Genomic DNA, 22949 nt, shown 5'->3' with positions numbered 1-22949 from the left:
GACCCGCGTTGAATCTCAGGAGAGAAAGCCGCTTTGACGACCATTCCTGAAAAAGAGATGAATCGGGCCTGCCTGCCGCTGAAGGCTGCGATGGATGAACGACCTTCGGAGATAAGCCGCGCCGGGCAGGGGTCGCGCCGGCGCCGAGCCCGACTCCCGCAATGGCGGGCGATCTTGTTCGGACTGCTCGCCCTGCTCATCCCGGGCGAGCCGTTGGGGCAACCCTCCCCTGCCGAGAACGGGCGTCCGGTGGTCTATCTGGCGCCGATCGAAGGGATCATCGACCTCGGCCTCGCCCCATTCGTCAACCGCGTCCTCGAAGAAGCGGCCGGCGCGGAGGCCGCCGCCGTCATCTTCGAGATCAACACCTTCGGGGGACGGGTCGACGCGGCGGTGGTGATCCGCGACGCGCTCCTGAACGCCCCGATTCAAACGGTCGCCTTCATCAACAAGAGAGCGATCTCCGCCGGCGCCCTCATCAGCCTCGCCGCCGAAAAAATCGCCATGGCCGACGGCGGAACGATCGGAGCGGCCACCCCCGTCCAAGTGGGACAGCCGGGCGCCCCCGCGCAGCCGGTGGAAGAGAAGACGGTCTCCTACGTCCGAAAAGAGTTCCGGGCGACCGCCGAGAGCCGCAAGCGCCCCCTCCTCGTGGCCGAGGCGATGGTCGACGCCGACGTCGAGATCCCGGGCATCATCGAAAAAGGGAAGCTCCTTACCCTGACGACCGAGGAAGCCATGGAGCATGGTGTGGCCGATTTCCGCGCCAACACCCTGGAGAGCGTCCTGGAACAGTTGGAACTCCCGGGCGCGGAGGTAAAGCGGGCGACGCCGAATTGGGCCGAAAGATTGGTCCGCCTCCTCACCCATCCGGTCCTAAGCTCCCTCCTCATCACCGTGGCGATGCTCGGGATCATCCTGGAGCTTCGAACCCCCGGCTTCGGCATCCCCGGCGGCCTTGGGATCGCGAGCCTGGCCCTCTTTTTTTGGGGCCACTGGCTGGTTCAACTGGCCGGCTGGGAAGAGATCCTCCTGGTGGTGTCGGGTCTCGTGCTCCTGGTGATGGAGATCTTTGTCATCCCCGGCTTCGGCGTCGCCGGCGTCCTCGGCATCGCCGCCCTTCTCGGAGGGCTCAGTCTGAGCGTGATCGGCGCGGGGGCCACCTGGGCCTTTATCCTCAAAGCGGTCGGCCGCGTCGTCTTCTCCCTATTCATCGCATTGGGCGCAAGTCTTCTCCTGCTCCGCCTGCTGCCGCGCCTCCCCTTCGGGCGGCGGCTGATTCTGGAAACGGGGCTGGGGGCGGGTGAAGGATACACCTCCGCCCCCGAGAGCGACCGGGGCTGGCTGGGGAAAAAGGGAATCGCCCTCTCCCCGCTTCGGCCGGCGGGGATTGCCGAGATCGAAGAGGAGCGGGTCGACGTCGTCTCCGACGGGGAGCTGATTGAAGCCGGCCAGCCGATCAAAGTGATTCGCGTCGACGGCAACCGCATCGTCGTCCGGAGATTGCGCACATCAACCGAAAGGAGTGAACATGAACGGACTTGAGACCGGAATCGCCGGAGGGTTTGTCTTCCTCATCCTCGCGCTCTTTGTTTTGTTTTTTCTTTTATATCTGGTTCCAATTCCGCTCTGGATCGCGGCCTGGGCGTCGGGCGCCTACGTGGGGCTCTTTACCCTGATCGGCATGCGCCTGAGGCGGGTGCCCCCCGGCACGGTCGTCACGGCGCGGATCAGCGCGGTGAAGGCGGGGCTCGATCTCCCCCTCAACGACCTGGAGGCGCACTATCTGGCGGGCGGGAACGTCGTGCGGCTGGTGAACGCGATGATCTCCGCCGACAAGGCCAACATCGCGCTCCCCTTCAAGCGGGCGGCCGCCATCGATCTGGCCGGACGGGACGTGCTGGAAGCGGTGAAGATGTCGGTCATCCCGAAGGTCATCGAGACGCCGAAGATCGCCGCCGTCGCGAAAGACGGAATCCAGCTGATGGCGATCTCCCGGGTAACCGTCCGGACGAACATCGACCGGCTGGTCGGAGGGGCCGGGGAAGAGACGATCATCGCGCGGGTCGGCGAGGGGATGGTGAGCACCATCGGCTCCGCGGCGACGCACAAGAATGTGCTTGAGAATCCCGACCATATTTCCAAGCATATCCTGAGCAAAGGGCTCGACGCGGGGACCGCCTACGAGATCCTCTCCATCGACATCGCCGACGTCGATGTCGGAGAAAACATCGGGGCCAAGCTACAGATCGACCAGGCGGACGCCGACAAACAGATCGCCCAGGCCAAGGCGGAGGAGCGGCGGGCGATGGCGGTGGCGCTGGAGCAGGAGATGCGGGCGCGGGTCGTGGAGGCCGAGGCCGAGGTGCCGCGCGCCATGGCCGAGGCCTTCCGCCAGGGGAACCTCGGGGTGATGGACTACTACCGGATGAAAAATCTGCAGGCCGACACGTCGATGCGCGACGCCATTTCGGAAACGGGAGAGCCTCCGGCCGAAGGGCCGAAGAAGGAGGGTCCCCGATGAGGCCGGAAGATCTTCTCTTTTACCTGCTGTTTATTCTCGCGGCGCTCTTTTCTCTGATCTCCTCCTGGCTCAGGAAACGGCATGAGGGAAAGATCCCATCGAAGACCGGGCCCGGAGCGTCCAGAATCCCGCCCGGGGCGAGGGCGCCATTGCCCCCTCAAAGGGATCGGGAGGAGCGCCCGACCGGCCCGCCGTTGCCGGCCGCGGCCCTTCCCGTCTCGAATCGCCGGCGGCGCGCGCCGATCGGAAGCCTGCGGGAGGCGCGCCGAGGGATCGTCCTCATGACGCTCCTCGGCCCCTGTCGCGCGCTGGAGCCTCCCGATCCGCCGACATCCATCCCGCTTTGAAAAAGATTAAAGAGGCTCCCGTTCTGTTCGAACCAAATCTAAAGGAGTTGCTGTCCGATGATCGAGCTCTCCGGCCATATGACAAAAATCGTCTGCACGATCGGACCCGCTTCCCGCTCGGAAGCCGTTCTGGAGGAATTGATGAAGAACGGGATGGATGTGGCCCGGCTCAATTTCGCCCACGGCAGCCTGGAGGACCACCGGGAGGTGATCGGGCGGATCCGCGCCATCGCGGCGAAGCTGCACCGCGGATGCATGATTCTGGGGGACCTCCCCGGTCCGAAAATCCGGATCGGCAAATTGCAAAACCAGCCGCTCCTATTGAACAAGGAGGACGAGATCAGCCTAACGACGGAGGACGTTCCCGGCACGGCGGCGCGCATCCCGGTCGGCTATCCAAAGCTGCCGCAAAGCGTCTCCGCCGGACGGACGATTTATCTCAACGACGGATTCATCCAGCTGCAGGTTCAGGAGGTCTCGGGTTTCGATGTGCGCTGCAAGGTGGTGATCGGGGGGGAGCTGCTTTCTTATAAGGGGTTGAACATCCCAGGGGCGAAAATCGATCTCGACGTGATCACGGAACAGGACCTCGGCTTCGTCGATTTCGGCTTGAGAGAAGGGATCGATGCTTTCAGCATCTCGTTTGTGGAAAAGGCGGCGGATATTCTCAAGGTCAGGGCGTTTGCGAAGGAAAGGGGGGAATCGCTCTACGTGGTGGCGAAGATCGAGCGGGTCGAGGCGATCGACCGGATCGATGAAATCCTGAATGCGGCGGACGCGGTCATGATCGCCCGGGGAGACCTGGGGGTGCAGATCCCCTTGGAGGATGTTCCCGCCGTTCAGAAAAAGCTGATTCACAAAGCGAACCTGATGAACCGGCCGGTGATCACCGCAACGCAGATGCTCGTCTCGATGACGCAGAACGTCCGGCCGACCCGGGCGGAGGTGTCGGACGCGGCCAACGCCATTCTCGACGGAACCGACGCCGTGATGCTCTCCGAAGAAACCGCTGTCGGCAAATACCCCGCCGAGGCGGTCGCCATGCTGGCCAAAATCGCCGCGTCGATCGAGCGGCAGCGGGAGGAGATCGACGCCCTCTCCGACCTGGCCGAATATTTCAGGAAAGGGCCGGGCCGGGAGGGAATTTCGGCGGAGGAGACGATCAGCCTCAATGCGATCGAAACCGCCCGTTCGTTGAATGCCCGCTACATTCTGGTTCCGACGCAGAACGGCGACGCGGCGCGCCGCCTCTCGCGGTTCAAGCCCGGCTGCTGGATCCTCTCTTTTTGCGACGACGAAAAGACCCGCAACCTTCTGGCGCTCTCCTTCGGGGTTCTTCCCGTTTTGATGAAACGGGAGGAAAGGGGAGATCCCGACGCGGTCAAGCGATATCTGATCGATGCGGGCCTGTCGCAAAAGAACGACCGCCTTATCCTGACGCAGCGGGCGACGGCCGGACGGCCGGACGACATCGACTCTCTCAGAGTCCTGACCATTTGAAAAACGACTATATTACCCCGTCGCTCTGCTTTCAATTTCACTGCTTCGCGGTTAGGAAGATGCGCTTCCTTCTGAAACCCATCCTGAGGAGGGATCCTATCCTACTTCCGGAGAGATAAGCTTAGCCCGACCGGAGCAGAGAGACTCAGCCCGGCGTGGTCAGGCCGGAAGGTGATGAAGACGTCATACCGGTCCGGCCGCTCTTCACTCTCCTTGGCCTGGACCTCGATCGCATCCGGATCAACAGAAAGAGCCTCGGTCAATATCTTCGTAAAGATCTTTCCGATCGCTGAAGGCGAATTCCCCTCCCCGATCTCCCCGGCCGCGCGGCCGATCGCCTGAGAGAGCCGCCCTGCAACCAACTGGTACGGAAAAGCCGCCCGGGCGGCGCTCAGCGCCGTTTCTCTTGGGTCGGGATAGCGCTCCGGCTGATGCGCGCTCGGCACGGAAGGGATGACAACCGCGTCCGCGTTGAGGCGGCAGGTCAGCGCCAGAATGCCGTTCGCCGCCAGATCGATCCGGTGCGCTTCCGAGATCGGCGCTTCCAACGGAAGCTGCCCCTTCTCCCCGTTCCGCCGAGAGACCTCCCGCAACGGAAGATCTTCGATCATCCCGCCGCCGCGCGCCCCGGTGACTTCGCTGCACCAGCCGGTTTTGGCGAAGCTCGCCGTCAGCAGGCTCGCGAGGCCCCAGGCCGGATTTCCCCAGAGAAACGACCGATCCGAACGGACCGACTCCCGAAAATCAAAACGCTTCACCCGATTCTGCTCCGGCCCATAAGGAAGCCGAAGCAAAAAGCGATTGAAGAGGACCGCCAGCCACCGCGAGGCATTTCCCTGCCGAAGCGATCTCCATTTGACATATTCGGTTTGATCGAACAGATTCCCCGCGGCATCCAGCGGCTCCAACTCCTCGATCGATTCCAATCCGAGGAAGGCCGGACCGACGGCGGTGACCAGCGGCGTCTGGAGCTGTTCGGCCTTCTCGGCGAGATCCTGGAGCAGCTCGATGTCGCGAGGGGATCGATCGAAGATGTAGTCTGCGATGATCACCGAAACGGGCGCTTCGGCGGTCCCCTCCGATTCCGGTTGAAAAACGTCGCGATCGAAGATCTCCGCGAGTTGTTCTTTGGGAGCATGGAGCAGATCGATCTCGATCGGCTCTCGAAAGTCGGTTCGATCGACGAGAAACTTGACCCCCCTCCAAACCGCTTCCAGCCGCTGGAACTCGGGATGATGGAGGATCGCGTCGAGCTGGGCGCCGAGCATTTCGTCCAGCTCCTTCATAACGGCGTCGACGGCGCGGGGATCGGCCGGCGTTCCGGGGCGTCCGGACGAGATGACCTCGGAAATGAACCGATCGAGCCGGGAGGTCGAAGCCGTGGCCGATTCCGGTGCAGACCGATCCGCAACCGGCGCTTCCACCATGTCAAAGAGAGAATCGAGGGCCGATTCCTTTTCGCCGGACGGGGTGGAACTTCGGACGGGAGCAGGGGGGGGCGCAGTCCGCTGTGTGGACGATTGGGCCGGACCCGCTTCGAGCGCCGATTGGATTCGCCCCAGGAGGTTCCCTCCCCCCTGGAGCCGGCCCAATTCGGTCCTGAAGTTCTCATATGAAATTTCTCTGTTACGCAGCCGGACCAACTGTTGGCGAATTTCAAGGAGATCTCTCAAAGCAGGAACGGCTTCTACGACGGCATCGGGATGGAAGCTCTTGATCGAACCGATCGGAAGGGTGATCGGCCACTCCTTCGGCCCGCTCCCCAGGCGGTTGGGGACAGTGAGCGAAACGCGGCCGACGAAGGATTGAAGGACCGCGCCAAACGTCTCTTTATCGACACGGGTCCGCCGCGCATCGATTGTGGACGGCGCCGATTGCTCATCGCGCGGGGCCAGCTCCGCCAAGACCAGGAGCTTGAGCGGAAACCGCTGCCGCAAGGAGCCCGCTTGGTCCGCCACCCGGACGTCGGTCTTCCGCTTTCCATCCGAGCCCATTTTCATATGGATCTCCATCCGAGCCTCCTTGATATTACACGCGGACTTCTCGCCTGCGTTGCAATTACCGGTTCGACCAGGCGTTGTTTCTCCACTTGAGCTCGATGACCCGGTCCCCTCCCGGGATGCTCGACTGATTGCTGGCAAAATGTCCCAGCTCGGGCTCGTCTCCAAAGCTCAAAACGCAAAGCTCCTTGATCGCCTTGGAGAACTCAATTCCGCGATTATGATTATGCGCGTTTTGAACACCGTAAAACCGATAGGTCCGATCTCCGACTTTCGCATCCTGTGTGTAGTAAGGCATCGTTTTTCTCCTTTCCGTGAAAGTGATGGTTGATTGCCGGGTATTGCTCTTGGTTATTTTAAGCCCGCCGTCTCTTTCCGTTGACGCGCCGCAAAGGCCTGCGTCTCGAAAGGGGGACGAGACGGATCGATCAAGGCCAATTCCAGCGCGGCGTGATGGCGCTCGGGGAGCGTGCCGGTGTGGAGAAGTTCGATCAACCTTTGTGGGCTGTAAGGCTGGCCTTTTCGGTACCGGGTCTTCTTATCGAATCGGGATATGCTCTTCCGCCACCATCCCTCCAACTTCACCGGATCGGGGATCGGAAGGCCCTCATCGGGACCATCTTCGAATTCGTCCTCTGCTTCAGGTTTCGCATCGGCTTCCGCTTTTGGCGCGACAAGGTTCTCTTTCTCCAAATCGACGCCGGTCATTGTCCGAATCGCCTCCCCCGCCAAACGCGCAAGCTTCGGATCGGCCGCGCATTGAATCAACGCATCGATCCCCGCGGCGCGACCGAGAAGACCGAGCGACATGACCGCATTTCGAGCGAGGGCCGCTTCTCCCAACGCATTCACGAGGCGCGGTCCATCTTCGGGATGACCCAGGAGACCCAGGAGGAGGATCGCCTCCCCTCCCTCTTCACCCCGTTCCTGAACCGCTTTTCGACAGCGGCTCAATGCCTTCTCGCTCTTCAAGAGAAGCCCCGCCCGGATCGCCTCCAGACGAACCGGGACGGCATCGCTCTCCAACGCCGCCTCCACCTCATATTTCAGGCCGGCGATTCGAAGCCTCCCGACCGCATTCGCCGCGGCGGAAGCGACGAGCGGATCTTTCTCCCGCAATCCAGCTTGAAGAAGACCGGTTTCGAGGGACATCCTGCGGAAGCTGATCACATCGATCGCCGCCGCGCGAACCGCTCCCTTTTCGTTGTCGAGCAGAGGCCGAACGATCTTTTCGATCTCGGGAGAGGAGGTATGCCGAAGGGCGTGGCGGATTCCGTCTAATACCGGCCCCTCCGCCCCGCCGAATGTCTTCTGGAGCAATTCGATCCGCGCCGGATCGCCCGACTCCAGCGCCACGAAGGCCGCCGCGAAAACTTCCCCTAACGCGCCGCCGGCAAGCTTCGGCTCCAGGAGCGCCCAGGCTTCTTTCCCTCCGAGAACCAAACCGTCGAGATGCGCCAGCAGCCGTTCTTCGAGCTCGGCTAAGCCGTCGAGGTCGTAGGCTCGATCGGCAAGCGCATTCGTCCGCTGCTGAAAAAGAAAGTCGGCTTCTTCAAGATGTTCTTCAAGGATGTCGAGGAGGATCATCCTGTCGTCACCTTACCAACTTGAATCCCCGATGCTTTGACATTTATCTCAAGTTGAGATATGATTGTGTTGTGCATATCATTACGCGAAAGAGGCTGATCGAATTTTCCAAGAAACATCCGGATGCGCAAGCTCCACTCAATCACTGGTACACCATCGTCAGCAAGACCGACTACGCTTCTTTTGCCGGCCTGCGGGTTACGTTTCCCTCCGCCGATCAAATCGACCGTTTCACGGTTTTCAACATCGGAGGGAATAAGTATCGATTGATTGCGGCAATCCACTATAACCGGAAAAAAGTTTATATCCGGCACGTGCTCACTCACCCCGAGTACGACCGGGGAAAATGGAGGAAATAAATCATGTCCTCAAATTACATCCATGAGGCAAACGCCGAATATCGCCGGATTCGGAAACGGGTTCCCCTTGGCGTGCTGCATTCAGAGGAAGAGTACAAAAATGCCGTTGCCGTCCTCGACGAAATCATCGACGAAATCGGCCAAAACGAGAATCATCCCCTGGCGGAGATGGCCGAGGCATTGGCCTTGTTCATCCACTCCTATGAAGAGGCCCATTTTTCCCTTCCCGAATCATTCGGACCGGAAATCCTCAAAAATCTGATGGAGGAGCATCGGCTCAAGCAGTCCGACCTGCCTGAGATCGGAAGCCAAGGGGTCGTCTCGGAAATCCTTTCCGGCAAGCGCGAACTGAACGTCCGCCAAATCGCCAAACTCGCGGAGCGCTTCGGGGTTTCACCGGCCGCGTTCATTCCGGCTCCGCCGGACAAAAAGAGAAAACTCACCCCGGGAAAAAAGTGACTCTGCCGGCAGGAGGCCTCTTCTAGCGAGCCGACGTTAAGCCGCCCGCCAGGTCTGATGCCGCAGCGACCACCCCCCTTCGATCGGCACGCCGTAAATGAGGTGCCAGCGCTCCGTCGCGTACTCCGCCGAAAGCTGCTGAACCTCCCCGTCCACCGACCATCGCCCTGCAACGGTCCACTCCGGACCGCGCTGCGACAAGGCGATCACATCGGTCCCGACCGGCGCATCGCTCAACGCGAAGATCCAAAGCCGCCCATCCGAAGAGGCTGCCATTTTATATCCGATGATCGGACCGATCGATAACTCGCGCGAGAGGTTTCGCGGCGAGGCCGGATCGGTCGCCACCATCAGATCCCCCCCCTTCGGCAACTTGTCTCCCGAATACTGCGGCAGCGACCAGAAGGGGTAGTACGGTTCCGGATACCGTTTGAACGCCACGATCTGCTGACCGTTCACAATGGCGGCCTGCGGCTCCGCCGCGTTCGGGATTGAAAACGCCGCAAGGTCCGGCTGGGCCGTGGGGGTGAACAGCATCGCTTGGCCGTCGGCCGTATTCGCGATCAGCTGCGGCGCGTCCCCTCCCCGCACGAACTGCGGGCTGAAGAGCCAACGCGCCGGAGGCAGCGGGGTCGCCACATTCCACCGCTGCGTCACCGGCAGATCTACCTTTTGGGCCTGCGCATCGGTCGGACTGATCTCTCCGCTCGGGTTGAACGCCACGGCTTGATTCGCCGGATCGAGCAGCGCCGAGAGTTCCACCCGCGCGATCTGCAACGACATCTCTTCGTTCAGTTCCAACCCGAAGAGGAGATCGCCTCCGATCGGCTGCCCATCGATCGCCCGAATGCCGACATCCTCGTCTGAAATGGCTTTCACGGTTTCCCAACGACCGTCGCCCGCGCGGAGGATCGTCAAGGTACTCCGGGTCTCATCGGCATCCTGTTCCAGCACACCGAGATAGTTCTGTCCCCCCGCCGTAAACTGCCAGAACCCCACCAGGCGGACGGCGGTATAAATTTCATTGAGCGAAGCGACTGCCATCGTATTGACTCCCGTATTTATTACACGGCTGCACGCGGTGACCAGGAGGAGCAGGAGACAGGCTCCCATCGCGTGCCCCGCCGCTGCGGCGGCCTCCCTGATCCGGTCAGTTCTGATTGCCGTTATTCCTCACCAGGTTATATTTTGCAAGGGCGCGGCAAAGCCACGCGCTCGATTTCTTTTTCTTCAGCCAGAGAAACCCGCCTTTGTATTCGTCTTCCAGCCTCCCCACCATCCAGCCGGCCACCGCGCTCTGCCCATATTTGATGATGTCGTTGGCATGTTTGGCGCCGTAGGAGGTATCATAGAGCGAGCCGCCGGCCTCGACGATCCAGTGATTGCTGAAGCCGAGCGGCGCCTTCGGCTGGCCCTGCGCCGGAACGCCCGGTTTTTTCTTTAAGTCGATCTCGATCAGATCTTTCGTTGACGCGGTCGGCGGGTCGCCGCCCGGCGCCACCGGCCCCGAGGCGATGACTTTCTTTTTAAGAGATGTCGATGCGGCGATGTTCAGCGGCGGTTTATCAATGTGCACCCAGCTTCCGGCGTAGTAGACATCGGGCCATTGTTCCCAGTTCGGGATCGGCGAGGGTTTGATCTCCCAATTCTGGACCAGAAACATAAGGGTCCCTCCCGGCGTCTCGGGAATGACCTCCAGGCACTTCATGCCGTGGAGCGCCATACATTCCATGAAGAGATGCGCAATCGCCCGGCAGCTCCACCCCTTTTTCAGCACGGGCCCCCCCGGCGTGATCAACGTCTTTAGGTCCTGCACCGGGCTGCCCGTCTTCCAGTACGAAAAACCGGTGGCATGCGGCACACGGGCCGCGCTGCCGTCCGAAAACTTGTCCCACAGCGCGTTGAAGACGGCGGCGCTGCCCGACTTCCCCGCGGCCCAGGCGGTGCTCCAGTCGATCACTCTGAGATAATGTTTCTTGTAGCTCCAGCCGATCGGGCGCGGCTTGCCGTCGACGAAAAACAATTGGAGCGGTCCGCCGCCGGGAGCGACCGCCGTTTCGCCCCCCGCCTCCACGGTCCACTGGATTCCGACTCCCTTGCCGTAGTTCGCAACCAGATCGGGCTTCTTGGTGAACTTGCACGATACTTCGGCGTCGCCCTTCTCCCCGCTGATGTTGAAATCGCCCTCAATGACGATTTTCCCGTCGGTCGAGCTCCCTTTGAGCTTGGCCGAGCCGTCGCAGTCCTTCTGGTTCCACTTCACCTTGACCTTCAGCTCTTTCGTCTCGCCCGCTCCCCCTTGGCGGACGTAAACGGCCGGATAGGTCTTCCCTCCCCCCCAGTGCGGCGTCCCCGAAGGGGGGAGCGCGACTTCCGCGCCGCCGGCCTGGACATCGAAAATGTTGATGCCGCTTGCGAAGGTGACTTTCTCGATCGCCGCCAAGATGTATTTTATCTTGGGATCTTTGACGATCCCCCCGGCGACCGCTTCACCCAACTCGGGCATCGCTATCCCTCCTCTTTCCGGTTCGGCGCAAGATAGACGGCGGCGCACTCCCCATGGTCGGCCGAGCAGGCGACGAGCAGCGGCCCCGCGTGATACGCCCGCATCCACCCTCTTAATCCCAGCGCGACCATAATCGGCCCCATCGCCGCGCCCGCCTCGCCGAACGCTTCGGCGGGATGGAGCACATTTAGCGCCTCGCTCAGAAACGGCCGGTTCCGCATCGATGCGATCGACCATTCCTTGGCGCCGAGCTGCTCGCCGGTCAAGTTCACATACGCCGTATAACAGGGGAGCCACTCGGGGGAGACCTGCTCAAAGAGATCGGCCAAGGTCTGCGTCATCCCTTCGGCCTGCATCGGCGCCTCGGAATAGAGATGTCCCGGCTCAAAACCTTTCGCCGTGGCGAGGAGGCGTCCCAGCGGGCGAGACTCAGGCCGCCGTGAGGCCGGCGCCAGTGCGACGAAGCCGGCCCCTTCCCCCGGAATGAAACCATCCAGATTGGCCTCGTTGAGAATCCGGCCGTCGAAATCGAGATCCACCAGCCTTGGGAACGCGTAGTAGCTGTCGATCCCCCCGGCGATCAGCGGACGGTCGAACCCACCGGCGATGCGGTGCGCCGCTTCCTGAATGGCCAGAAGCCCCGCCGCCCGGCCGCCGACGACGATCGTGCTTGCGCGCGGATCGAAACGCACCTGAGACTGCCGCATCAGGTTTTCAAAGAAGGTTTCGGGAGCCAGACCTTGAAGCGGCTCCAGGCTCCGCAATCCGATGATCAGCCCGATCGATTCACCCCGCGACGGAAGGGTCTCCGCCGCCTCTTTGAGCGCCGGACCGGCGAGCTGAAGCAGCCGCGCGGGGACCGAGTCGGCGGTGATATCGACGACCTTCCGATGCAAGCCGGGCAACCGCTCCTCTTTCAGGAAGCCGCCCCGATAAGGATTGCCGTCTTTTCCCTCCCACCCGATCTCGGAGAGGCGGCTGACACCGGCGCGCACCGACGCCGCCGTCTGCGCGGCGCTCAACCCCACCGACGTGACGGTTCCGATCCCGACAATTGAGACGTGTGGCTTCACCCGATTGTTCATCTATCCCATAATATTTTTCTTGTTATGGAACAACGGATCTCCCATTCGACAGGCGTTTTTCCCTTCAAACTTCACGTCGAACGAATACATCATGAACTCCGCTTCTCCCTTGATCGAGCTGCTCATCACCCCGCCCGCCGATCCGGCTTCGTCCCCGCTGGTCATCGAATATTTCGATCCCTTGACCATCGGCATCTGTCCGTCGGTTTTGACCTTCGAGGGACCGCCGCTGGTGTTCGAAGCCATCCCGATATTCGGATAGGGAATCGGGATCGGACCGGCGGGAGAAGGGGTCTTGCAAACATCGGGAAAAACGGTGCTCATTCCCCCGCTTCCTTTGTGAGCAACCCCGCGGCTATTGGCGAAAACGGTGCCCGGCATGATGAACCTCCTTTGATTTAGGCGGCCTTTCCTTTTACATCCAGACTCTGAAGGAGCAGTTCCACCTGCTCGACCTTCATCGCCTTCTTCCCGCAGACCAGCGCGGCGCGCCAAGTCATGCAGAGGGCCGATGCGCTCGGCTCGATTAAAACCGTCTCTAAATAAAGCGGCGGCTTTTCCAGCTTTCCCATCACCTGCACGGAAGCCTCAACCCAACAGGTCGGCAGCTTCAATCTGAGAGGACCGTTCGGTGAAGCGTTGACCACCTCGACCGGCTCCCCTCCCTTCAGGTAACCTTTGCAAACCAGGTCGGGATGGGCCATGTTGAAGAAGCGCGGATTGAAATCATTCGGAAGAAAAGGGGCGCGTTTCTTCTGCCAGGCTTCATCATAGGTCCCTACAAAAGACTTCCGCGGCTCCCAGGCGGGGGAGATCGAACCGAAGCCGGCGGGCGGCGGTTGATCGCCCGGTTTCCCGATCAGATCGGCCGGGTCCTCCAGGTTCGGAATCTTCATTCCCTCGATCTCTTTTTTCCTTTTTTTCCCGACGAACCCGCAGCCGACCGGGTTGCGGGCCTCGAACAATGCAACCCCTTCCGCCTGGTGAACTCCGCCGAAGGCCCGCTCATAGATCAGCGGCACCCTCTCGAACGGCGTCGGCGACGTCATTCGAAGGCCCACCAGACCCCCCTCCCAGATCCGGTCCCCGAAAACGCGGACCGTCTTCCTCCGATCGGCGACGGCGACCGTCACATCGATTTGCGAGATAGGGCGTTGGTCGGGGGCGCAGGCCTCTCCGACCAAGATGACATCGGTGGCGGGTTTGGCCAGGTGCGCTTCCGAAGCATACTTTAGGCTAGATACGCCGGGCTCTCCCCAATATTCATCGGCCAGCACCACCGGCCGCTGCTCGGCCGCGACGGCCAGCCCCTTCCCGATTTCAAAGGTCGCCTTCAGTGTGATGTAGAGGGTGTCGATTCCCTGTTCATTCGGAAAGAGCGCCATCCCGGCTTGAAATGGCGTGGTGTTTTTGAGTTGAAGCATCGATCGGTCGCTCAGCGATGACGTTTAGTTGATGTTGACGCTTCCCCCCTTGATTCTGTTCGGCCCGGATGACCGGGAGAGGAGATGCGTTCCTTTGATAATGATCTTCCCATCTTTCCGAAGCGTGATGCTCCCGGCGCCGCATTTCAGGACAACTTCTTCCTCGGCCTCGATCGTCACCCGTTTTCCGTCGACGACGACCTCTTTCGGCGTGTCGGCCGGTTTCGGGGCAACCTCCATCGAGACGAGGCGGTCGAGGGGGTCCTCCATCAAACCGATGATGATCGGCCGGTTCGGATCTCCGACCTCGAAGAGGAGGAGGACGTCGCGGCCGCGGTTCTCCGGCTTGGCCAACTCGCTTCGACTGATCCCTGAAACCGACCGGGCGACCTTCGTGCTCCCCTCGTATTCCACCAGCACTTCTCCCGCCGGACCGGGGGGGGCAAGCCGTCCGATGCGCGGGGAAAGGTACTGATTGTGCAGCACCTCCGCGCTCTCTCGGTATAACTCCTGTTTCGCCATCCTATGCTCTCCAAAATCTTAATTCTGCTGGACCTTCGACCCCTTGATCACGATATCGCCGTCCCCTTTGATGTTGATCTTGTTTCCTTTGATCGTGATATCGCCGTTCTTCTTGAGGGTGATGCTGGCGCTTCCCGCCGTCAGGACAATCTCCTTGTCGCTGACGATTTTGATCGCGTCGCCCGCATGGATATCCAACTTTTTGGCGACATCCACGCTCAGCGCATCGCCGATGTCGACCGTCCCCTTCTTCCCCGTTTTGACCGACGCGCTCTCCCCCACATCCAGATTCAGGTTCTTTCCCACGGAAGCCGAGAGATCTTTTCCGATCGACACATTGGCCCCTTCTCCGATCGTCTCCGAAAGGTTCTTCCCGACCGAGAGGGTTTGGTTTTCACCGATCGTCACGCTTTGGTTCTTTCCGACGTCGATCGTATGATCTTTACCGACGCTGAGGCTGGCGTTTTCTCCGACGCTCACGCCGGCATTCTTGCCGATCGACTCATTATGGTCTTTCCCGACCGTAATCGACTTGTTCTCGCCGACATCCTCGGTCTCGTTCTTGATGACCTTCTTGCTCCGGTCGTTCCCGACCTCCAGCGTCTCGTCGTGGCCGATCTTCTGGTTCTTGTCGTTCTCGATGCCGATCGTCCAATCCTTCTGGCCGTGGAGGTAGATCTCCTCGCTCCCTTTCGCATCCTCGAACCGAATCTCGTTCGACCCTTCCCCCCCCGGCGAGCTGTTCGTCTTGATGGCGCTTTTCGTCTTCTCCCCCGGAAGGGCATAGGGGGGGACGTTCATCCCGTTATAAACGGCGCCGATGATGATCGGCTGATCGGGATCGCCTTCGAGGAAAGAGACGACCACCTCCTGCCCGATCCGCGGGATGAACATCGATCCCCATCCCGGTCCGGCCCAGATTTGCGCCACGCGAAGCCAGCAGGAGCTCTTCTCATCCTTCTTCCCCTGGCGGTCCCAATGGAACTGGACCTTCACCCTTCCGTGCGCGTCGGTGTAGATCTCCTCTCCCGCCGGTCCGACGACGACGGCGGTCTGCACGCTTTGAATCGAAGGACGCGGGGTCGTCAGCGGCGGGCGGTAGGGAATCCCCGACGGGATACATTCGAAGTCGTTCTGATAGGCGAGTTCTCCGCCCCCTCCGCCGGTGTCGGCCCCGAGGACCTGGGGCTGGCTTCCGGTTTGGGAGAGCCGAACCAGAAGATAATCCTGATTGAAGGAAGACCTTGGATGGCGGTTCAATGCGAAAAGATAGCCCGGCACAAATCGCCTGCAATCGCTTTGACCCGACCCGACCTGCCGGGTCGCCTGAAACGCTTCCAGACGGACCTTCGCAAGGTCTTTCCCCTCATCCGGAGCGACATACTCGCCGGGATAATCATAGACCTCCAGCTTTCCGTCTCCTTCCGCCTTCGCCTTCTGCTCCAGATTGAGCCCCGGTTTTTTGAAGTCATAGTCGCGCAGAGAAACGGCGCCGGAGCGGATTCCCTGATTCAGCCGGAATTCGGTGACAGACTCTTCCTCCGGCGATCCCCCCGTGGAATAGAGCAGCGCCTTCTTTCCTTCGACCGGAACGTGCGCCACCGAATCGTCGCCGATGACCATCACATCCTTCTCGGCGGTATGCTCGAAGAAATAGAACAGACCGTACTGCTCCGCCAGCCGGGTGATGAAAGAGAGGTCGCTCTCGCGGTATTGGACGCAGTAGTCGCGCGGCTTGTAGCTCTTCTTCAACGAAAACCGGAATTGGTCGGAGGAGATCCCCCTGTCGGTGAGGACCTTCTTGATGATATCCGGAATGCTCAAATTCTGAAAAATCCGGCAGTCGGCAAGACGCGAGAGGGGCCAGACGGTCGGAACGATTCCGGCCCGATAACAGGCCCACGCGGCGATATTTCCGGTCTGCTCGAAGGAGTGGACCAGCCCGTGAACGACCCGCTTTCCCCCCGGACCCCGCAGCGTCAAGGTCGCCGGCTTCCCTAGAACGGCGCTAAAGTCGATCCCTTGGTTTTTCGAAGCGAGATCGACGCTGAAGTGAAACAGTTCCGAGACCGCCTCTGTTCCGGAGAACCGGACCACCTTCAGCAGATCGGCTGCCTGCCCGTCGATCTTGAGGGCATAGTCGGTCTCATTTTTTGCTCGGATGATGGCCATGGTTCACCTCATGTGCAATGCGCAGGTAGGGGCGGCCCCCTGTGGCCGTCCGCATTTTTTATCTTTTCAAGATTTAGGAACAGGGCAGGCACCGCCTGCCCCTACTAACTGTTCGCCGCCAAGGGCTGATCGCTTTGGTATTCACCGAACGAAAGCCGGAAACCCCCTTCCGCATCGAGGGTGATCCGCAGCTTGTCCGGCAGCGGCCCCCCCCCGATCCGCTCCAGGATCTCGGTCGAGATCTTCGGCAGCAGCGTCCCCTGGAGGATGTGATCGACGTTCCGCGCGCCGGTCTCCACCTCGGTGCAGCGCTGGACGATCTGCTCCACTACCGATGGATCGTACTCCAGAACCATCCGCTGGCTCTCCATCAGCCGCGCGCCGACCTGGCGGAGCTTCAACTCGACGATCCCCTTCATGGCGGTCGCGTCGATCGGATAATAAGGAACAACGGTCATCCGCGCAAGGAGCGCCGGCTTGAAATGTTTGCTCAACACCGGGCGGATGGCGCCGCTGAGATCGTCCACTGCAGGGCGGTTGCCGTCGGCGCACGACTCCATGATGATGTCGGTGGCGAGGTTGCTGGTCAACAGAATGATCGTGTTCTTGAAGTCGATCACCCGTCCCTCGCCGTCGGAGAGCATCCCCTTATCGAAGACCTGGTAAAAAAGGTTGAGCACTTCGGGATCGGCTTTCTCGACCTCGTCGAGGAGGACCACCGAGTAAGGACGCTGGCGGACCGCCTCGGTGAGAATTCCCCCTTCCCCGTAGCCGACATATCCCGGGGGCGACCCGATCAGGCGCGAGACGGTGTGCTTCTCCTGGAACTCCGACATGTTGATCGTCACCATGAAGCGCTCTCCACCGAAGAGAAGATCGGCGAGCCCCAGCGCCGTTTCGGTCTTGCCGACGCCGCTCGGTCCGACGAGGAGAAAGACCCCCATCGGCGCGCGCGGATTTCCGAGCCCCGCCTTGGCGGCGCGGATTCCCCGGGCGATCGAATCGATCGCGTGGTCCTGTCCCTTGATCCGGTTGATCATCCGCCCGTTTAATTCGAGGACCGACCGGGCCTCGTCCTGGACCATCTTCCCCACCGGGATGCCGGTCCAGTCGGAGATCACTTTCGCGATGACGTCGGAGTCGACCTCAACCTTGATCAGCGGATCGTTTCCTTGAATCTTGGCCAGCGCCTCTTTGGCCGCCTTGAGCTCTTTCTGAAGCGGCTCCCGCGCCGACGCGTTCGTCTCCGCCGACAACTTCTCCCGAAGGGACTTCACCAACTCGGCGGCTTCCTTCTCCTCTTTCCAACGTTTCTCCAGCTGGGACAATTCATCCCGGAGCCCCGCGATCTCCTCGTCCACCTCTTGCACCCGCACCGGGTCAATCTCGGCGCCGCCGGCCATGTCGCGGTGATAGGCCCCCCGTTCCCGCTCCAGGACCTGGATCCGCCGCTCGGTGTCTTCCAGGTGGCTCGGCCGGTTGGTCATCCCGATCTTCACCCGGGCGGCGGCGGTATCGAGAAGATCGACCGCCTTGTCCGGAAGCTGCCGGCCGGAGATGTACCGGCTCGACATCTTCGCCGCCGCCACCACGGCATCGTCGAGGATCGGGATCTTGTGCGACGCTTCGTATTTTTCCCGCAATCCGCGGAGGATGACGACCGCCCCCTCCTCCGACGGCTCTTCGAGACTGACCAGCTGGAACCGCCGCGCCAGCGCGGCATCTTTCTCAAAATATTTTTTGTATTCCGACCAGGTGGTCGCGGCGATCGTCCGCAGCTCGCCGCGCGCCAGCGCCGGCTTCAGCAGGTTGGCCGCATCACTCATCCCCGCCGCCCCGCCGGCCCCGATCAATGTATGCGCTTCATCGATGAAGAGGACGATCGGCTTCGGCGACGCCTTCACCTCGTTGATCACCGACTTGAGACGATTCTCGAATTCTCCCTTCACCCCGGCGCCCGCCTGGAGCAACCCCATATCGAGGCCGAGGATATCGACCCCCTTCAAAATGTCGGGGACGTCCCCCTGGACCACCTTCAGCGCCAATCCCTCGACGACGGCGGTCTTGCCGACCCCCGCTTCGCCGACGACGATCGGGTTGTTCTTCCGTCGCCGCGCCAGGATGTCGATCATCTGCCGGATCTCCCGATCGCGGCCGAAGACCGGATCGATCTCCTCGCTGCGGGCCCGCGCCGTGAAATCGATCGTGAACCGGCCGAGCGCCGTCTCTTCTCCACGCGACGCCGCCCCGGTGGTTCCCCCTTCTTGCGGCCGATCGGCCGCCTGCTCCGAAGAGCCGGCGGTGATTTCGGAAAACTTCCGCTTCAGCTCATCGGGCCGGATCGCCTCCAATAACTCGACCGCCTCGTCCAAGCCATACCGGCTCGGATTTCCGATCAGCGCCGCAAGCAGCGCCCCGGAGCGGATCTCGCTTAAACCCAAATCGATCGATCCGATCAGCCAGGCCTCTTCCACCCACTCCAGGAGCGTCGGGGAGAAAACCGGCTTTCCGGCGTTGCCGCTGCGAAGGCTCTCCAGCTCCCGCTGAAGCGTTTTCTGAAGCCGGGAAGGCTCGATCCCGAAACGTCTCAAGATCGTCTGGATATCGGCCGCCGGGTCCTCCGCCATCTGCATCAGCAGATGGGGAACGCCGACTTCATAATGGCTGCGCGAGACGCAAAGCCCCGCCGCCGCCTCCAGGGAACGGGTGGAGAAACGGTTCAAACGCCGAAGCAACGATTTGATATCGACACCGATCATAAATGGGTCTCCTTTTTCTGTAGGGGCGGACCTGTGTGTCCGCCCGGGTCTTGCGATTTATCGGAATCATTTTTAATCTAACAATCGAAATCAAGGGCGGGCGCACACGTCGGTGCGCCCCTACGCTGCCGCCGCTCTCTCCAACACCACCGATTTTGCCCGCCCATCCTCGAATTTTTCCGTCGGGAGCCACGTGGTCCAGCCGAGCCGGCCGCCCCCTTCACTCTTTAATTGAAGCGGCAAGATCTCTTCTCCATGCACCTGCAATTCGATGTCGAACTCCAAAGGGTCGTTCAAGAAGAGGACAATCAGCGCATTCAACATCCGGAACGATTCTCCGTCGGGAAGAAACGATAAATAAGCGTCATACCGCATCGGGCCGAGCACCACCCGGAATTGGGCGCTTCGGCTCAAGACCTTCTCCCCGAGCGAAACGTCGACGCCGAGCCGGTTGTTCGCCCCTCCCAGCCGAATCCGCTGCTCCGGTTGAATCGTCACCCACCGGGCCACCCACTGGACGATATGAACCGGAATGCCTCCGAAGAAATCGCCGACCATCCCCTCCAGCGCGGCGGCGGAGCGGGGCTTCTGCGTCAGGAGCCCGGCATATCGAATCAGGCGGGCGGCCGGAAGATCGGTCCGATCGGCCAGCCCGGCGGTGCCGAGACCGATGAAGCCGAACATCCGCCGGGAGAAGGGGTCTTTCCCCTCCCCTTCGAACTGGATGTGATACCGGTACTTCTCCCAACAGCGATAGAACAAAGAGAGGAGCCGATGGTGAAAAAGATCGATGAAGGCCCGGACCGGATCTTCCTCGGGGTCCCGGCGAAGCATCTCCTCCGTGTAAAAGACCGGCAAGGGAGAGGTGCTTCCATACAAACCGAGGAAGCTCGTCGTGATCCGAACGCGGGCCGGCTGATCGTCGGCCGCCGGGATCTCCTCCACAGAAACCACATCGGAGGCGGGAAAGCCGAGCGACGCATCGGGCCGGAACCGGAGGATCTCCCCCGAAGCCGGTCCCTCCCCGCCGACGCGCGCCCGCGGCTGGTGGTACCGCTCCAGCAGCCGGACGAGCTGGAAGAACGAATACCGCTCGGCCTCCTCAAAAGGCCGCCCCTCTAAAGGGCTCTCTGTCGACCGATCCTCGGCGGCCATGAATAGACCTCTCCTTGTTGAACTCCCCTCACCGTCAACCGGCTGAAGGAATTAAGAGAAACATAGAGCGAGAGAAACTCGTTCAACACCGTCGCGAAAAGGAAGAGATCTCCCTCCCCGTCGAAGTGATCCTCCTTCATGGCCAGAGCGGTCGCGATCCCCCGCACCGGCGCGCCGCGGAAGAGGAGATCCTCCCCCCGGTTCTCGATCCCGATGATCCCTTCCAGCCGGCGCTCGTTGGCCCGTCCCGCCTGCCGGTCGTAGAGCGACGGAAAATTATAAAGCTCCAGGATCCCGCGCAGCGCTTCGACGCTGGAGAGGGAGGTATAGTTGAGCGACAGATGCGAGATCAACCGCCAATAGAGATCCCCTCCCACCGGGGGCCGGATCGCCGGGGTCACCTTGGTGATGTTCCGGAAGCGGGCGAACTCCGGCGAGCGGTCGGTCGGGACCTGGATGTCTCCCACCCGGAGCTTGCCCGGAAGCGCGCGGTTCGTGCAGGTAAGGTGAAAAACCACCGTCTCCGTCGGCGGAACGACCGTCGTCTGCTCCCCGTTGACGAACGAAACGGAGGTGTCGGTTCCATCCCCCACCACCGCCCCCCGGAGCCGCGTTTGATAATAGGTGAGCCGGCGCCCTGCGGGACCGAGGTGATGCTGGAAGGAGACGAACGGCGGATACTCCTGCTCCTCCGCCGTCCCCCGTACCCATCCCACCGACCGGTCGACCGAATAAGTCTCATACTGGATCGGACTCGCCCCGGCGGGCCGGATCGGATACTCGACCCGCTGATGGTTGACCCGGATCGGATCGGATTCCATTTGGAAAAGATTGACCACCGGGGTGCAGAAAAGACGGACATTCTCCCGGGTGATGTGAAGGGAGGCGGCCGGCGGCTTCGAGAAGACAAAATCGATCTCAAACGCCTCCCCCTTCATCGTTTTGGTCACCGGGAAAAGACCGGTCAAGGTCGTGAAGAGGAACTTCTCCGGAAAGGTAAAGTACTCCTGGAGGTATCGGTAGCCGTCGAACGCTCCTTTGGGATAAGGAAGAAGCGCCTCCTCCTCGGAAAATCCCCCCGCCTCGATCCGGCCGGGAGGGAGGGTGCTTTCTTGAGAAGGTTTGCCCTGAACGATGGCGCGAACACGAATCTCGGAAACATACCGGCAAAGCCAAAGATAAAGGGTATATGCCGGGTCGCCGTGGAGGAACAATCGAAGGGTCTCCAGGCGAACCTGCGAGAGGGTCGTTCCCGGGCTCAGTTTGAATCGAAGACGCAGGGCCGATCGTCCGTCGGGCAAGGTCTGGACGAGCGCCTCCTCCATGCTGAAAGGATAAAGATCGAGGTCAAAAGCGGTGCGGAATCGGCAAGGAATCCCCTCGACCGGAAGCGAGGCGACTTCGGTCCCGCGCGGGACCGGCTGACGCTCCCGGACCGCTCCGGTGATCGGGGTAAACTCGACGATCGACATCGACGGAATCGGCCGCAGATAGTGCGGCCACATGAGGCTCATGAGGGCATGAATCAGCTCGGGGAATTCATCATCGAGCTTCTGGCGGATGCGGCCGGTGAGAAAGGCGAACCCTTCCAATAGCCGCTCCACGTCGGGATCGCTCCCCCGGTCGGCCAGGAAGGGGGCCGCCGCGGGATAGGCCCGGGCAAACTCTCGCCCCATCTCCCGGAGGAAAGTCAGCTCGTCTTGGTAGTATTTGTTGAAGGCCATGGGGGTCCTTAACTCAGACTTAGAATCGTTACCTCGGCCTGATCGGTTCCGGGATGGCCGCCGAACATCACCTTGGAGGGATACCCCTCTACCTTGATGTAGTACGAATCGTTCTGGCCGAGCTTGTTCTGCACCGACCAGGCGGTGTATTCGACGCCGCTCACTTCGGCCGTAATTCCCTGCGTCGCGTATTCAAGCACGCTCTTCTCGGGAAGCTGGCCTTTCGGTCCGACCAGATGATGGGAAATCTTTCCCTCGCCGCTGACGCCGAACATCACCCCCTGCCACTCTCCCTCGCGCGGCCCCACCTCGAACCACTGCCCGATATAGGGATGGCCGGTCGCACTGAAACGGAAGTCCCCTGTGGGGCCTTCGCCCTTTTTCAGAAAGGACGCCGCAATTTTCGCGGCCCAGCCGGCATCGGCGGACGAAAGAAATCGGAGCCCTCGCATCAGGGTCGGCATCGCCTCGGCATCGGGAACCGTGTCCAAGCTGAGACAGAGAATCGGAAAGCCGGTTCCACGGCCGTCCCGCGCCATCGCCGTCACCAGCGACAAGCCGTAACGATACCGCGCCGACCGGAAATCTTCCCCTCTTCCCGCGATCAGCCAGAGATCGGCCTGCGTTGGGTCTTGAAGCGTGGTGCCGAGATCGTACCAGGCCATCTTCTCCAGATCGTCGATCCAGAGAGAGCCGCTGACCTGCAATCCCACGGTGGTCAGCGCCTTTAAAGCACCCTCAGGCTGCGGCGCTTCTTTTCCCGCCGGCAACCAGGTCACCCATACTTTTTTCCCGGCCATCGTTCCACCTCCTTGCGATGATTGCC

20 protein-coding genes are annotated in these 22949 nt (G+C 61.3%); 6 read left to right on the top strand and 14 right to left on the bottom strand.

Features of this window, described 5'->3' with window-relative positions; translation table 11 throughout:
* Positions 1-33: 33 nt before the first annotated feature.
* From MNODULE_RS16965 to pyk, 4 genes are read left to right on the top strand one after another with little or no spacing between them, the layout of a single operon-like run.
* The gene (locus MNODULE_RS16965) at positions 34-1545 is read left to right on the top strand and encodes an NfeD family protein (protein ID WP_168062026.1); all 1512 of its coding nucleotides are present in this window, start codon (positions 34-36) and stop codon (positions 1543-1545) included.
* Positions 1532-2524, top strand: a complete 993-nt coding sequence (gene floA / locus MNODULE_RS16960; protein WP_168062024.1) for a flotillin-like protein FloA — start codon at positions 1532-1534, stop codon at positions 2522-2524. Before MNODULE_RS16965 ends, floA begins: the two co-directional genes overlap by 14 nt.
* Entirely contained in the window at positions 2521-2871 is a 351-nt protein-coding gene (locus MNODULE_RS16955) for a hypothetical protein (protein ID WP_168062021.1), read from the top strand. Before floA ends, MNODULE_RS16955 begins: the two co-directional genes overlap by 4 nt.
* A gap of 57 nt (positions 2872-2928) precedes the next feature.
* Complete coding sequence (pyk, locus tag MNODULE_RS16950) at positions 2929-4371, top strand: pyruvate kinase (protein WP_181071088.1); 1443 nt, start codon at positions 2929-2931, stop codon at positions 4369-4371.
* Positions 4372-4472: 101 nt separating this feature from the next.
* Here pyk and tssC read toward each other — a convergent pair whose 3' ends face one another.
* The 3 genes from tssC to MNODULE_RS16935 are packed head-to-tail and all read right to left on the bottom strand — an operon-like array spanning position 4473 to position 7958.
* Entirely contained in the window at positions 4473-6383 is a 1911-nt protein-coding gene (gene tssC, locus MNODULE_RS16945) for a type VI secretion system contractile sheath large subunit (protein ID WP_168062018.1), read from the bottom strand.
* Positions 6384-6429: 46 nt separating this feature from the next.
* A complete protein-coding gene (locus tag MNODULE_RS16940; protein ID WP_168062016.1) occupies positions 6430-6669 on the bottom strand; it encodes a hypothetical protein in 240 nt (79 codons plus the stop codon).
* A 53-nt stretch (positions 6670-6722) separates the two neighbouring features.
* Complete coding sequence (locus MNODULE_RS16935; protein ID WP_168062014.1) at positions 6723-7958, bottom strand: TIGR02270 family protein; 1236 nt, start codon at positions 7956-7958, stop codon at positions 6723-6725.
* A gap of 71 nt (positions 7959-8029) precedes the next feature.
* On the opposite strand from MNODULE_RS16935, the gene MNODULE_RS16930 reads away from it, so the two are divergent.
* Both MNODULE_RS16930 and MNODULE_RS16925 read left to right on the top strand, forming a co-directional pair.
* Positions 8030-8317, top strand: coding sequence for a type II toxin-antitoxin system HigB family toxin (locus MNODULE_RS16930; protein WP_168062012.1), 288 nt, complete (start codon positions 8030-8032; stop codon positions 8315-8317).
* Positions 8318-8320: 3 nt separating this feature from the next.
* Positions 8321-8776, top strand: coding sequence for a helix-turn-helix domain-containing protein (locus MNODULE_RS16925; RefSeq protein WP_168062009.1), 456 nt, complete (start codon positions 8321-8323; stop codon positions 8774-8776).
* A 36-nt stretch (positions 8777-8812) separates the two neighbouring features.
* Here MNODULE_RS16925 and MNODULE_RS16920 read toward each other — a convergent pair whose 3' ends face one another.
* The 11 genes from MNODULE_RS16920 to MNODULE_RS16870 all read right to left on the bottom strand — a co-directional run bounded on the left by MNODULE_RS16920 (position 8813) and on the right by MNODULE_RS16870 (position 22923).
* On the bottom strand, positions 8813-9820 hold the full coding sequence (locus tag MNODULE_RS16920) for a hypothetical protein (protein WP_168062006.1): 1008 nt from the start codon (positions 9818-9820) through the stop codon (positions 8813-8815).
* 106 nt (positions 9821-9926) lie between these two features.
* Complete coding sequence (locus tag MNODULE_RS16915) at positions 9927-11282, bottom strand: hypothetical protein (RefSeq protein ID WP_168062004.1); 1356 nt, start codon at positions 11280-11282, stop codon at positions 9927-9929.
* A 2-nt stretch (positions 11283-11284) separates the two neighbouring features.
* Positions 11285-12355 carry a hypothetical protein gene (locus MNODULE_RS16910; RefSeq protein WP_168062002.1) on the bottom strand — a complete coding sequence of 357 codons (1071 nt, stop codon included), beginning with the start codon at positions 12353-12355 and terminating at the stop codon, positions 11285-11287.
* 12 nt (positions 12356-12367) lie between these two features.
* The gene (locus MNODULE_RS16905; protein WP_168062000.1) at positions 12368-12748 is read right to left on the bottom strand and encodes a DUF4150 domain-containing protein; all 381 of its coding nucleotides are present in this window, start codon (positions 12746-12748) and stop codon (positions 12368-12370) included.
* Positions 12749-12765: 17 nt separating this feature from the next.
* Positions 12766-13791: a DUF2169 family type VI secretion system accessory protein gene (locus MNODULE_RS16900; RefSeq protein ID WP_168061998.1), complete on the bottom strand. Its 1026-nt coding sequence runs from the start codon at positions 13789-13791 to the stop codon at positions 12766-12768.
* Between the two features lie 24 nt (positions 13792-13815).
* On the bottom strand, positions 13816-14313 hold the full coding sequence (locus tag MNODULE_RS16895) for a DUF6484 domain-containing protein (RefSeq protein ID WP_168061996.1): 498 nt from the start codon (positions 14311-14313) through the stop codon (positions 13816-13818).
* Between the two features lie 18 nt (positions 14314-14331).
* A complete protein-coding gene (locus MNODULE_RS16890) occupies positions 14332-16485 on the bottom strand; it encodes a type VI secretion system Vgr family protein (RefSeq protein WP_168061994.1) in 2154 nt (717 codons plus the stop codon).
* A gap of 104 nt (positions 16486-16589) precedes the next feature.
* A complete protein-coding gene (gene tssH / locus MNODULE_RS16885) occupies positions 16590-19244 on the bottom strand; it encodes a type VI secretion system ATPase TssH (protein ID WP_168061992.1) in 2655 nt (884 codons plus the stop codon).
* Positions 19245-19364: 120 nt separating this feature from the next.
* A complete protein-coding gene (gene tssG / locus MNODULE_RS16880; RefSeq protein ID WP_168061990.1) occupies positions 19365-20399 on the bottom strand; it encodes a type VI secretion system baseplate subunit TssG in 1035 nt (344 codons plus the stop codon).
* Positions 20363-22123 (bottom strand): type VI secretion system baseplate subunit TssF, encoded by a 1761-nt coding sequence (tssF, locus tag MNODULE_RS16875; RefSeq protein ID WP_168061988.1) that lies wholly within the window; start codon positions 22121-22123, stop codon positions 20363-20365. Before tssF ends, tssG begins: the two co-directional genes overlap by 37 nt.
* Before the next feature lie 8 nt (positions 22124-22131).
* Entirely contained in the window at positions 22132-22923 is a 792-nt protein-coding gene (locus MNODULE_RS16870; protein WP_168061986.1) for a hypothetical protein, read from the bottom strand.
* Positions 22924-22949 lie beyond the last annotated feature (26 nt).

This window comes from Candidatus Manganitrophus noduliformans (assembly GCF_012184425.1).
Lineage (GTDB): Bacteria > Nitrospirota > Nitrospiria > SBBL01 > Manganitrophaceae > Manganitrophus > Manganitrophus noduliformans.
The sequence above is the reverse complement of the archived record's forward strand: the minus strand, read 5'-3'. Positions and strand labels throughout refer to the sequence as shown.